This window comes from Stenotrophomonas maltophilia group sp. Smal12 (assembly GCF_037079935.1).
In the GTDB taxonomy this organism is placed as follows: Bacteria; Pseudomonadota; Gammaproteobacteria; order Xanthomonadales; family Xanthomonadaceae; genus Stenotrophomonas; species Stenotrophomonas sepilia.
Map to the genome: position 1 here is coordinate 16,619 of NZ_JBAWUK010000028.1, position 11,074 is coordinate 27,692.

The following is an 11,074-nucleotide window of genomic DNA, read 5'->3' on the forward strand; positions in this document are numbered from 1 at the left end:
ATCAGGTAATCCACATGGCCATCCGCGGTCCCAGACTCGAATTCTCCGTCGGCGCATTCCTGCTGCTGGCCCTGGCCTCGCTGATGGTGCTGGCCGTGGCCTCGACCAACCAGCGCTGGAGCTGGGGCAGCCAGGGCTACGAGCTGAAGGCGCGCTTCTCCCAGGTCGGCCAGCTGCGCAAGCAGGCGCCGGTGAAGATCGGCGGCGTCACCGTCGGCCAGGTCGCCTCGATCGACCTGGATCCGGTGAAGTTCGAATCCATCGTGACCCTGCGCATGGACAGCAAGGTCAAGGACCTGCCGGCGGACACCTCGGCGGGCATCTTCACCAGTGGTTTGCTCGGCGAGAGCTATATCGGTCTGCAGCCGGGCGGCGACCCGGACGTGCTGAAGGCCGGTGACGAGATCGTCTTCACCCAGCCGGCGGTGGACCTGATCCAGCTGGTCGGCAAGTACATGTTCAGTGGCGGCGCCGGTGGCGGCGCTGCTCAGAAGCCCAACGATGGCGCGCAGGCGCCTGCAACGGAACCGCAACCATGAAAATGAAACTGATCCCCGCCCTGCTCGCCTCGGCGCTGCTGATGGCCACCCCGTTCCTTGCCCAGGCCCAGGCGGCCGCCCCCGCTGCCGCAGCGCAGGGCCAGGCCGGCAAGGTGGTGATCGATGCCAGCACGCGCATCCTCACCACGCTGCAGCAGCGCCGCAGCGAGTTCAGCAGCAACCCGGCCAGCCTGCGCAGCTACATCGACAGCGAACTGAACCGCACCTTTGACCGCGACTATGCGGCACGCCTAGTGCTGGGCCCGCACGCCCGCGGCGCCTCCGACGCCGACATCAAGCTGTTCGCCGATGCCATGGCCGACAGCCTGATGCAGCGCTACGGTTCGACCCTGCTCAACATCCAGGGCAAGCCGAGCTTCCGTCTGAAGGGTGAGAGCCCGCTGCCGGGCAACCGCGGCGTGCGAGTGACCACCGAACTGGTGCGCGCCGGCAGCGAACCGACCCCGGTCGAGTACTGGATGCGCAACGTGAACGGCCAGTGGAAGATCTTCGACGTCAACATCGAAGGCATCTCCTACGTGCAGACCTTCCGCAACCAGTTCGATACTCCGCTGCGCCAGAAGGGCATCAAGCAGGTGGCCAGCGAGCTGCACAGCGGCAGCATGCAGGCCGGGCCGGCGGGCAATGGCAAGTAACGCACTGGCGCTGCTGGAAGGCGACACCCTGCGCCTGCGCGGGGTGCTCGACCGTGCCGCGGTGATTGCACTGTGGCCGCAACTGCAGGCCCTGCCAGCCAAGCTGGCGCGGCTGGAGCTGGGCGAGGTCGAGCGCGTGGACAGCGCCGGCCTGGCCCTGCTGGCCGAACTGGCCTCCCGGGCACGCAAGGCGGGCCATGCGCTGGCCATTTCCGGCGCGCCGGCCGGCTTCAACGAGCTGAGCGCGGCCTACCGGCTGTCGCCCGACCTGGACTTCAACGCTACTTCTGCTGCGAGCTGACATGAACGTCGTACGCACTTTCCCCCTGATCCTCCTGGCCACCGCCCTGACCGCCTGTGCCGGCAAGCCCGCGCGCAGCGATGCACTGGTCGCCAGCACCGTGGTCGCGCCCGGCCCTGCTGCCGAAGCGCCGGCCGCAACGGCCGATACCGGCGTGGTCGGTACTGCTCCGGTCGCTGCCGTGGCCAACCCGGCGACGCCTGCCGCTGCGGCGCCGACAGCTGCGCCGCAGGGCGCAGAGGCCAGCCCACCGACGACCGCAGCATCCTCCGCCGCCAGCGACGATGATTTCGACGCCCTGTACGGTGGTACCGGCGACACCGGCAGTGCGGCCGCCTATGACCCGTGGGAACCGTTCAACCGCAAGGTGCACAAGTTCAACAACGCGGTCGACCGTGGCATCGCCCGCCCGCTGGCCACGGCCTACACCCACGTGGTGCCACGCTTCGCGCGTACCGGCGTCAGCAACTTCTTCAGCAATCTGCGCGCACCGGTGACCATCACCAACCAGCTGCTGCAGGGCCGCGGTGCCGATGCGTGGGACAGCCTCGGCCGCTTCCTGATGAACAGCACGCTGGGCATCGGTGGCCTGTTCGATCCGGCCAGCAAGGCGATGGTGCCGCGTCGCAATGAAGATTTCGGCCAGACCCTGGGTGCCTGGGGCTGGCGTCGTTCGCGCTACGTGGAACTGCCGTTCTTCGGCCCGCGTACCGTGCGCGATGTGTTCGGCCTGGCCGGTGACATCCCGTTGTCGCCGATCCGCCGCATCGAGGAAGACAAGGTCCGCATCGGCCTGCAGGGCCTGCAGCTGGTCGACACCCGCGCACAGCTGCTGGCGATCGATGATCTGCGCGACACCGCCGTGGACGAGTACTCGCTGGTGCGCGATGCGTGGATGCAGCGCCGCAACTACCAGATCGAGAACGACCTGCGCAGCAAGCGCGACCGCGGCCATGACGATGCCAATTCGCCGATCCCCGTGGATGCGATGCCGATGCCGAACTGGAGCAACTGATCGCTGCAACCCGTGCATGAAAAAACCCCGCCTCGGCGGGGTTTTTCTTTTCCGGCAGGTGCCAACCCGGATTGGCACGCTTTGCTCAGGCCACCAGCGCGGCCTCGATGGCGTCGCGCAGGCGCACGTCATCGGCCGCCACGTCCGGGGCAAAGCGTGCAATCACCTTGCCATCACGGCCGACCAGGAACTTCTCGAAGTTCCACAGCACCGCCGGTGCCGGATGGATCGGGATCTCCTTGCTGGCCAGGCGCTCGCGCAGCGGGCCTTCGCCGATCGACTGCGGCTGCGCGGCGGTCAGCTGCTGGTACAGCAGGTGGGTGTCCTCGCCAGCCACGCTGATCTTGGAGAACATCGGGAAACTGACGTCGTAGGTGAGCTGGCAGAACTGCTGGATCTCCGCCTCGCTGCCCGGCTCCTGGCCAAGGAAGTTGTTGGCGGGGAAGCCCAGCACTTCCAGGCCCTGCGCATGCTTTTCCGCATACAGCGCCTGCAGGCCTTCGTACTGCGGGGTCAGGCCGCACTTGGAGGCGACGTTGACCAGCAGCAGCACCTTGCCCTGGTAGTCGGCAAGCGAGGACGGCTGGCCGTCGATGGTGGTGAGGGGAATGTCCTGGATCGGGGTGCTCACGCGGGGCTCCGGCTACGGCGGGAATGGCCCACCAGCATAGCGCCGCGCGCGCTGTTGTAGAGCCGAACCCATGCTCGGCTGATGGCATGGCAGCCGAGCATGGGCTCGGCTCTACAGGACATCCTCAATCCACGCAGATCGTACCCTGCGCCTTGCCGTCATCGATACGCTGGCGGCAACCGAAGTTCTGGCTGGCATCACGCTGGCAGGTACCGGACGCCACATCACCGGCCACTGCCTCGCCTGCGGCCAGGCACTGGCCCGTGCAGTCGCTTTTGCGGCTGCAGGCCTTGCCGGCGTCGGCATAGGGAATCACGCATTGCTCGCGCTGCAGCCGGCCGAGCCGCTGCAGGGTGCCACCGGCGGCCTGGCAGTCGACGTCGCGTGCTTCGCGGTAGGCCTCGACCGCTTCGGGGGTGCTGGAGGCGGTCTGCGTGGTCGTGCCCACGGTCGTTGGCGCGCTGCCGCAGGCGGCGAGCAGCGCGGTCAGGACAAGGCTGGTGAAGCGGGGCAGGCGCATGGCGGTACCTGGTCGAAGCGGACAGGCCGCCAGCATACCCATCGGCGATGCAGGCGGCGTGTCAGCGTGGCTCAGGCCTCGTCGCCCTCGCCGTCACTGCCTTCCTCCTCGGCCACCGCATCACCCTCGGCCAGGTCGCCGAGCAGCGACTGCGCCTGTTCGGACGCCAGCGACTCCACGCCACGCAGGCGGCGTTCGATGGTGCGGGTCTTGCGGCTGGCCTCGCCGATGCTGCGGCCAACGGTAGTGATCTGCTTCTCGGCCTTTTCCAGGATGCCGGCGAACTTGCCGAACTCGCTCTTGACCGCACCCAGCAGGCTCCACACTTCGCTGGATCGCTTTTCAATGGCCAGCGTGCGAAAGCCCATCTGCAGGCTGTTGAGCAACGCAGTGACCGTGGTCGGTCCGGCCACCACCACACGGTGCTCGCGCTGCAGCAGGTCAACCAGGCCCGGGCGCCGGATCACCTCGGCATACAGGCCTTCGGTGGGCAGGAACATCACCGCGAAGTCCGTGGTGTGCGGTGGCACGATGTACTTGTCGCAGATCGACTTGGCCTGCACGCGCACCGCGCGCTCCAGCTGGATGCCCTGCAGGCGCACGCCTTCGGCATCGCCCTGTTCCTGTGCGTCCAGCAGGCGCTCGTAGTCCTCGCGCGGGAACTTGGAGTCGATCGGCAGCCACACCGGCGTGTCGTCGCTGCTGCGGCCCGGCAGGCGCACGGCGATATCGACCATCTCGCCACTATCCGGGCGCACCTTCACCGCACGCGCGTACTGCTCCTGGGTGAGCGTCTGCTCGAGGATGTTCTCCAGCTGTACTTCACCCCAGCTGCCACGGTTCTTGACGTTGGTCAGCACGCGCTTGAGGTCGCCCACGCCGGTGGCCAGCTGCTGCATCTCGCCGAGGCCACGCTGCACCTGTTCCAGGCGCTCGGAGACGAGCTTGAAGGAATTGCCCAATCGCGTTTCCAGCGTCGACTGCAGCTTCTCGTCCACGGTGTGGCGCATCTGCTCCAGCTTCTGCGCGTTGTCGTTCTGCAGCGCGCGCAGCTGTTCCTCCAGCGTGGCACGCATCTCGGCGATGCGCTGCTCGTTGCGCTGTGTCAGTTCCTGCAGGCGCAGGCCCAGACTGTCGGTCAGGCGCTGCTGCGACAGCGCGCCCTCCTCGCGGCCCTTGCGTGCATCGTCCACCAGGGTCTGGCGCAGCGCCCCGAGCTGGGTATCGGTGCGCGCAGTGAGCTCCTGCAGCTGCTGGCCAAACGCATGGATGCGTGCCTCCTGCTGCTGGCCGAAGGTCTCCAGCTGGCCGCGCAGTTCCTGCAGCCGCTGCCCCATCAATGCTGCGCCGCGCTGCTGGCTATCGGCCACTTCAGCGCGCGCTTTGCGGGCATCTTCGCCCAGCGCTTCGCGCAGCAGGTCCAGGCGCTGATCGGTGCGGGTGGACAGATCGGTCAACGCGCGGGCGAAGCCATCGAGCTGTTCGCGCAGTTCGCTGCGCCCGGCGCGCGCCTCCTCGCGCACGGCCTGTTCCAGGCGGTCATGCGGCGGGCGGCGCAGCAGGGCGACCAGCTGCAGGATGAGCACGGCCAATAGAAGGCCGGCAATGAGCAGGTATTCGGTTTGCATGGGGCAAGTGTAGGCTGGCCGAGTCTCAGCTGCTGCGTCAGGACCATGCTCGCTCTGTACGGAAAGCCGACCTCCATCAACGTGCGCAAGGTGCTGTGGCTGTTCGCCGGCCTCGACCTGCCACTCCAACACGAGCCAGAACCACCGGCGGACCTGCTGGCCACGTTGAATCCGAACCGGCAGGTGCCGGTCCTGCGCGATGGCGGCTTCGTGCTGTGGGAATCGAACAGCATCTGCCGCTACCTGGCCGTACGTGCTGGCCGTGATGACCTGCTGCCCGGCACGGCGCAGGGCCGCGCCCGGGTCGAGCAGTGGATGGACTGGCAGGCCAGCGACCTCAACAGCGCCTGGCGGCACGTGTTCATGGCGCGCGTGCGGCGGCACCCGGACTACCCGGACGATGCCCGCGCCGAGGCCAGCCTGGCGCAGTGGAACCACTTGATGGGCGTACTCGACACACAATTGGCCGGTGGCCACTGCCACGTGACGGGCAACGCCTTCACCCTGGCCGACATCGTGCTCGGGCTATCGGCCCAGCGCTGGCGCAGCACGCCCGGCAACAAGCCCGTGCTGCCACACCTCTCGGCGTGGTTCGAACGGCTGCGCGAGCAGCCCGGTTTCGCCACCCACGTCGACAACGGCGTGGCCTGAGGGGAGGTGCCGGCCGCTGTTAGCAGGTGTCGACCTGGGTCGACACGGTGGATCCATGCCATTCGTGGATGAATCTCTGTAGAGCCGAGCCCATGCTCGGCTGAGCGGCGTGCGCTGACGGCAGCCGAGCGTGGGCTCGGTTCTACAGGAAAAACCGGGCCTTACCAGCCTTCCAGCACGATCTTGCCCTTGGCGCGCTGGCTTTCCAGCAGCGCGTGGGCGCGCCGCAGGTTGGCCGCGTCGATGCGCCCGAAGTGCTCGCCCAGGGTGGTCTGCAGCACGCCCGTATCGATCAGCTCGGCCACACGGTTCAACAGGTCGTGCTGGCGCTGCATGTCGGCGGTGCGGTACAGCGGCCGGGTGAACATCGACTCCCAGTGCAGTGACAGTGCCTTGCGCTTGAGCGCCATCACGTCCACCTGGCCCGGGTCATCGATCAGCCCCAGTTGGCCCTGCGGTGCCAGCAGTTCCACGATCTGCGCGTAGTACTGGTCGGAGTGGGTCAGGCTGGCGACATGCTGCACCTCGCTGATGCCGAGCCGCGCCAGTCCCTCGGCCAGCGGCAGGCTGTGGTCGATCACGTGGTGTGCCCCCATTGCGTACGTCCAGTCCTGGGTATCCGGGCGCGAGGCGGTGCCGATCACGGTCAGCCTGGTCAGCTTCCGTGCCAGCTGCACCAGGATCGAACCGACACCACCGGCAGCACCGATCACCAGCAGGGTCTGGCCTTCGCCACCACCCTCCGGGATGCGCAGGCGGTCGAACAGCAGCTCCCAGGCGGTGATTGCAGTCAGTGGCAACGCTGCGGCGGCGGCATCGTCGAGACTGGCCGGCTTGCGCCCGACGCTGCGCTCATCCACCAGCTGGTACTGCGCATTGCTGCCCGGGCGGTCGATGACGCCGGCGTAGTAGACCGCGTCGCCGGGCTGGAACAGGGTCACCTCGCTGCCCACCGCATCAACAATGCCGACCGCATCCCAGCCCAGCACGCGCGGGCCATCGGTGGCCACGCCGCGGCGGACCTTGGTGTCGACCGGGTTCACCGCCACCGCGCGTACCGCCACCCGCAGGTCACGCGGGCCGGGCTGCGGCAGTTCCAGTTCAATATCGATCAGGGCCTGGGCATCATCGATCGGCAGGCCGGCTTGGGTGTAGGCAATGGCGCGCATGGCAGCGGTCCAGTGGGGAAGGAGGCGACAGGTTGCGCCGCACGCGGTCCCTCGGAAAGGCGCAGAATCGGGCAGCACTTTCACTCTGGCGATGAAGATGATCCGCTTCGACGATCTGCAGCTGTTCGTCCGTACTGCCGCACTGGGCAGCTTCTCGCAGGCGGCCCGCGAAGCCGACCTGCTGCCGGGGCAGGTTGCTGCGGCGGTGGCGCGGCTGGAACGCGAGCTGGACCTGCGCCTGTTCGTGCGCACCACGCGCAGCCTGCGCCTGACCGGCGAGGGGGCGCTGTACCTGCCGTATGCGCAGGAGGTGCTGGCCACCCTGCGCGAGGGCCAGGCGCGCGTGCAGGGCGAAGACACCGAACTGCACGGCACCCTGCAGCTGTCGGCGCCGTCGGACTTCGGTCGAAATCTGCTGCTGCCCTGGCTGAGCGCCTTTCGCGCCGCGCACCCCCGGCTGCGCCTGCACCTGCGCCTGTCCGACGAAGTGGCCGACGTGTTCCGCGACCCGGTCGACGTGGCCATCCGCATCGGCCACTTCGACGACGCCAACTACGTCGCCCTGCCCCTGCTGGAAGGCAATCGGCGCATACTCGCGGCGTCGCCCGACTATCTGCAGCGGCGCGGCATGCCCACGCGCCTGGACGATCTGCGCGAGCATGATTGCCTGGTCTACCAGCTCAGTGGCCGCGCCTATGATCGCTGGTCGTTCGAGGTCGACGGGCGCCGCAGCGTGATTCCGGTGCGCGGCCCGTTGGTCTGCGATGACGCCGATGTGGTGCGGCGCTGGGCGGTGGCCGGCGAAGGCATCACCTACAAATCCTGGCTGGACCTGCGCGAGGATGTGCTCGCAGGGCGCCTGCAGCTGCTGCTCGATGGCATCGGCAGCCACATACCGTTGCAGCTGGTCTGCCCGCACCGCAAACAGTTCTCGCCGGCGGTGCGGCAGCTGCACGCGCAGCTGCGCCAGCACCTGCAACCTCTGCTGTCTGGCATGCCCGAGGGTCCTGCCGGCCCCCTGTCGCCAGTCCCGGCGCTGGCCGACAATGGCGGCCCCCCGTAAGAGAGAACGCCGCCATGCCGTGGATGGGCATCCAGGACCTGTGGACGTTTCTGGTCGCCGTGCTGGTGTTTCTCGCCCTGCCCGGCCCCGGTACCTTCACCCTGCTGACCGCCACCGGCCGTGGTGGCGTGCGCGGCGGTTACACCGCACTGGCCGGCCTGCTGGTCGGCGACCAGATCCTGATGTGGCTGGCGCTGGCCGGTGTGGCCGCACTGCTGAAGGCCAACCCACTGGTGTTCCACGCCGTGCAGTACCTGGGTGCGGCCTACCTGGTGTGGGTCGGCATCAGCCTGCTGCGCACACCGAAACACGAGGGTGGTGACGCCGGCCCGATCCGCATGCAGCCGGGCCGCTACTTCCAGCAGGCGATCCTGGTCAGCCTGCTCAACCCGAAGGCGATCCTGTTCTACATGGCCTTCCTGCCGTTGTTCATCGATCCCAAGGCACACCAGGGCATCGCCACCTTCGCGGCACTGGCCGGGATCATCCTGGTGGTCAGCATCGCCTACTGCTCGATGCTGATCGGTGTGGGCAACCTGGCCCGTCGCCGGTTGATCCAGCACCCGCGGATCAGCGACGCGCTGCGCCGCGTGGCCGGCCTGTTCCTGGTGGGGTTTGGCATCCGGTTGGGGCTGAACGGATGAACGGGCGGCTGCCGCTGCTCGGCCTGGCCCTGCTGTTCGCCGGCACCGCCTCTGGCGCCACCGTACAGGACCATCGTTGCCTGACCGGCGGTCGCAACGGCAGCATCCACCTGGAATGGCGCTGGCTGGAGGACGGACAGTCCGACGTGCGCTACGCCGGCCAGCGCAAGCGCCTGCCCCTGCGCCGGATCTCGATGGAAACCACGGTGCTGGCCGAAGATCGCCCGTACCAGTTTGACAGCGTCTGGGAAGAGCGCATCGATGGCCGCCTCAACGGCCGCTACCTGTTGAGCACTCAGGGCGCGCTGGTGCTGGATCTGCGTTACGAACGCGCCCGCGACGGCCACAGCACGACCTTCCACGACGACCCCGAAGCTTGGCAGGAGGATGGCTGCCATTGGCCGCGATCACCCTGACCCTCGGTTTGCCCTGCCAGCTGGACGATCGTAGGACGAGTTCGATTTGTTGCTCAGATTGTGCTGATTTCGTCATCATTGACGGCGTTCAGCCTCCATCAGCGACGCATCCAACCCGGGTATGACCCCCGTCAGTGGTAATGCTGCGCTGCGTTCGGTCACACTCGGGAACTTGTCGTTTCCAGTCACCCCTTCCGAGGCCTGCATGTCCCTGTTCCGGCGCAAGTCCCTAGATTCCGTCACCGTCCACGAAGCCGGCAGGCGCCTGATCCCGACGCTCAGCTGGCCGCACCTGATCGCGCTGGGCATCGGCGCCATCGTCGGTACCGGCATCTATACGCTGATCGGCGTGGGTGCCAACCTGGCCGGCCCGGCCGTGCTGATCTCCTTCGCCATCGCCGGTGCGGTCTGCGCCTGCGCGGCGCTGTCCTACGCCGAGCTGTCGACGATGATGCCGGCCGCCGGCAGTGCCTACACCTACAGTTACAGCGCACTGGGCGAGGTGTTTGCCTGGGTGGTGGGCTGGAGCCTGATCCTGGAGTACTCGCTGGTGGTGAGTACGGTGGCGGTGGGCTGGTCCGGCTACTTCGTCGGCTTCCTCGAATGGGTCCACACCCAGTTCGGCTGGAACGTACACCTGCCGGCCTGGCTGGCAGCCGGCCCGCATGTGGAAGGCGGAATGATCAACCTGCCGGCGATCATCATCACCTGGCTGGTGGCCGGCATGCTGATGGCCGGCACCAAGGAGAGCGCCACCCTCAATGCCATCCTGGTGGTGTTCAAGCTGATCGCGCTGGCCATCTTCGTGGCCGTGGCCCTGCCCGCCTTCGACAGCGCCAACCTGCAGCCGTTCATGCCGTACGGCTTTGCCAAGTCGATGGGCCCCGATGGCGTCGAGCACGGCGTGATGGCGGCGGCAGCGATCATCTTCTTCGCCTTCTACGGCTTCGATGCAATCTCCACCGCCGCCGAGGAGACCAAGAACCCGGGCCGCGACCTGTCGATCGGCATCATCGGTTCGATGATCGGCTGCACCATCGTCTACGTGCTGGTGGCGCTGGCGGCCGTCGGTGCGATGAGCTACGCGGTGTTCGGCCACAGCGCCGAGCCGCTGGCGCTGATCATGCGCCAGCTGGGCCATCCGACCGCGGCAATGGTGATCGGCGTGATCGCGATCATCGCCCTGCCGACCGTGCTGCTGGCCTTCCTGTACGGCCAGAGCCGCATCTTCTTCGTGATGAGTCGCGATGGCCTGCTGCCGCGTGGCCTGTCCAAGGTCAACGCACGTACCGGCACGCCGGTGGCGACCACGTTGTTCACTGCGGTCGTGGTGTCGGCGCTGGCCGGCGTGGCGCGCCTGGACGAGATCGCCGCACTGGCCAACGCCGGTACCCTTGCCGCGTTCACTGCGGTGGGTGTCTGCCTGGTGGTGCTGCGCCTGCGCGAGCCGAACCGCGAGCGCACCTTCCGCACGCCGCTGGCTTTCGTGGTCGGCCCGCTGGCTGCACTGGGCTGCATCTACCTGTTCATCAGCCTGCCGCACACCACTCAGCTGTACTTCCTGCTGTGGAACGTGGCCGGCCTGGTGTTGTACTTCCTGTACAGCCGCCGCCACGCACTGATCGCGAAGTAACCGGCTCGCCGGTAGTGGGGGGGGGGGGGGGGGGGCCCCCCGGGCCTGCGTCTCCCTCCAAGTCCGGCCCCCGCCCGCCGACACCGCCCGCGCCCCCAACGCCACCCCCGTGGGGCGTTTATAATCTACTCGCCACCCGCACCCCACGCTCGGCCCCCCCCGCCTCCCCACCCAAAAAATATATCAATTATTGCCCACATTCCAACCC

12 protein-coding genes and 1 pseudogene are annotated in these 11,074 nt (G+C 67.7%); 9 read left to right on the forward strand and 4 right to left on the reverse strand.

What is annotated here, in order from left to right:
- Window positions 1-14: 14 nt before the first annotated feature.
- The 4 genes and pseudogenes from mlaD to WDC87_RS13190 form a co-directional block, all read left to right on the forward strand.
- Window positions 15-479 (forward strand): annotated as a pseudogene (mlaD, locus tag WDC87_RS13175) (outer membrane lipid asymmetry maintenance protein MlaD); the annotation flags it as partial.
- A gap of 56 nt (window positions 480-535) precedes the next feature.
- Complete coding sequence (locus WDC87_RS13180; RefSeq protein WP_252745433.1) at window positions 536-1,195, forward strand: ABC transporter substrate-binding protein; 660 nt, start codon at window positions 536-538, stop codon at window positions 1,193-1,195.
- Window positions 1,185-1,496, forward strand: a complete 312-nt coding sequence (locus WDC87_RS13185; RefSeq protein WP_049417176.1) for an STAS domain-containing protein — start codon at window positions 1,185-1,187, stop codon at window positions 1,494-1,496. The genes WDC87_RS13180 and WDC87_RS13185 overlap by 11 nt, the downstream gene beginning before the upstream one ends.
- A 1-nt stretch (window position 1,497) precedes the next feature.
- Entirely contained in the window at window positions 1,498-2,511 is a 1,014-nt protein-coding gene (locus WDC87_RS13190; RefSeq protein ID WP_252745432.1) for a VacJ family lipoprotein, read from the forward strand.
- Window positions 2,512-2,596: 85 nt separating this feature from the next.
- Here WDC87_RS13190 and WDC87_RS13195 read toward each other — a convergent pair whose 3' ends face one another.
- From WDC87_RS13195 to rmuC, 3 genes are all read right to left on the reverse strand, one after another.
- On the reverse strand, window positions 2,597-3,142 hold the full coding sequence (locus WDC87_RS13195; protein WP_252745431.1) for a glutathione peroxidase: 546 nt from the start codon (window positions 3,140-3,142) through the stop codon (window positions 2,597-2,599).
- 124 nt (window positions 3,143-3,266) lie between these two features.
- Entirely contained in the window at window positions 3,267-3,662 is a 396-nt protein-coding gene (locus tag WDC87_RS13200; protein ID WP_188241417.1) for a hypothetical protein, read from the reverse strand.
- A 71-nt stretch (window positions 3,663-3,733) separates the two neighbouring features.
- Entirely contained in the window at window positions 3,734-5,290 is a 1,557-nt protein-coding gene (rmuC, locus tag WDC87_RS13205; protein ID WP_072168760.1) for a DNA recombination protein RmuC, read from the reverse strand.
- 45 nt (window positions 5,291-5,335) lie between these two features.
- On the opposite strand from rmuC, the gene WDC87_RS13210 reads away from it, so the two are divergent.
- Window positions 5,336-5,941: a glutathione S-transferase N-terminal domain-containing protein gene (locus WDC87_RS13210; protein WP_252745430.1), complete on the forward strand. Its 606-nt coding sequence runs from the start codon at window positions 5,336-5,338 to the stop codon at window positions 5,939-5,941.
- A gap of 161 nt (window positions 5,942-6,102) precedes the next feature.
- On the opposite strand, the gene WDC87_RS13215 is transcribed toward WDC87_RS13210, so the two are convergent.
- Window positions 6,103-7,110, reverse strand: a complete 1,008-nt coding sequence (locus WDC87_RS13215; protein WP_065186609.1) for a zinc-binding alcohol dehydrogenase family protein — start codon at window positions 7,108-7,110, stop codon at window positions 6,103-6,105.
- Window positions 7,111-7,201: 91 nt separating this feature from the next.
- Here WDC87_RS13215 and WDC87_RS13220 point away from each other — a divergent pair, with 91 nt between their 5' ends.
- The 4 genes from WDC87_RS13220 (at window position 7,202) to WDC87_RS13235 (ending at window position 10,866) form a co-directional block, all read left to right on the forward strand.
- Window positions 7,202-8,173, forward strand: coding sequence for a LysR family transcriptional regulator (locus WDC87_RS13220; protein WP_188241414.1), 972 nt, complete (start codon window positions 7,202-7,204; stop codon window positions 8,171-8,173).
- 14 nt (window positions 8,174-8,187) lie between these two features.
- Window positions 8,188-8,817 (forward strand): leucine efflux protein LeuE, encoded by a 630-nt coding sequence (gene leuE / locus WDC87_RS13225; protein WP_005411716.1) that lies wholly within the window; start codon window positions 8,188-8,190, stop codon window positions 8,815-8,817.
- Window positions 8,814-9,233 carry a hypothetical protein gene (locus WDC87_RS13230; RefSeq protein WP_088496511.1) on the forward strand — a complete coding sequence of 140 codons (420 nt, stop codon included), beginning with the start codon at window positions 8,814-8,816 and terminating at the stop codon, window positions 9,231-9,233. Before leuE ends, WDC87_RS13230 begins: the two co-directional genes overlap by 4 nt.
- A gap of 205 nt (window positions 9,234-9,438) precedes the next feature.
- A complete protein-coding gene (locus WDC87_RS13235; RefSeq protein ID WP_252745429.1) occupies window positions 9,439-10,866 on the forward strand; it encodes an amino acid permease in 1,428 nt (475 codons plus the stop codon).
- Window positions 10,867-11,074: the final 208 nt, after the last annotated feature.

Excerpts from the sequence above, each read along its gene's own strand:
- WDC87_RS13180 (WP_252745433.1), top strand. The coding sequence starts at position 536 with ATGAAAATGAAACTGATCCCCGCCCTGCTCGCCTCGGCGCTGCTGATG.
- WDC87_RS13185 (WP_049417176.1), top strand. The coding sequence starts at position 1,185 with ATGGCAAGTAACGCACTGGCGCTGCTGGAAGGCGACACCCTGCGCCTG.
- WDC87_RS13190 (WP_252745432.1), top strand. The coding sequence starts at position 1,498 with ATGAACGTCGTACGCACTTTCCCCCTGATCCTCCTGGCCACCGCCCTG.
- WDC87_RS13200 (WP_188241417.1), bottom strand. The coding sequence starts at position 3,662 with ATGCGCCTGCCCCGCTTCACCAGCCTTGTCCTGACCGCGCTGCTCGCC.
- rmuC (WP_072168760.1), bottom strand. The coding sequence starts at position 5,290 with ATGCAAACCGAATACCTGCTCATTGCCGGCCTTCTATTGGCCGTGCTC.
- WDC87_RS13210 (WP_252745430.1), top strand. The coding sequence starts at position 5,336 with ATGCTCGCTCTGTACGGAAAGCCGACCTCCATCAACGTGCGCAAGGTG.
- WDC87_RS13215 (WP_065186609.1), bottom strand. The coding sequence starts at position 7,110 with ATGCGCGCCATTGCCTACACCCAAGCCGGCCTGCCGATCGATGATGCC.
- WDC87_RS13220 (WP_188241414.1), top strand. The coding sequence starts at position 7,202 with ATGAAGATGATCCGCTTCGACGATCTGCAGCTGTTCGTCCGTACTGCC.
- leuE (WP_005411716.1), top strand. The coding sequence starts at position 8,188 with ATGCCGTGGATGGGCATCCAGGACCTGTGGACGTTTCTGGTCGCCGTG.
- WDC87_RS13230 (WP_088496511.1), top strand. The coding sequence starts at position 8,814 with ATGAACGGGCGGCTGCCGCTGCTCGGCCTGGCCCTGCTGTTCGCCGGC.
- WDC87_RS13235 (WP_252745429.1), top strand. The coding sequence starts at position 9,439 with ATGTCCCTGTTCCGGCGCAAGTCCCTAGATTCCGTCACCGTCCACGAA.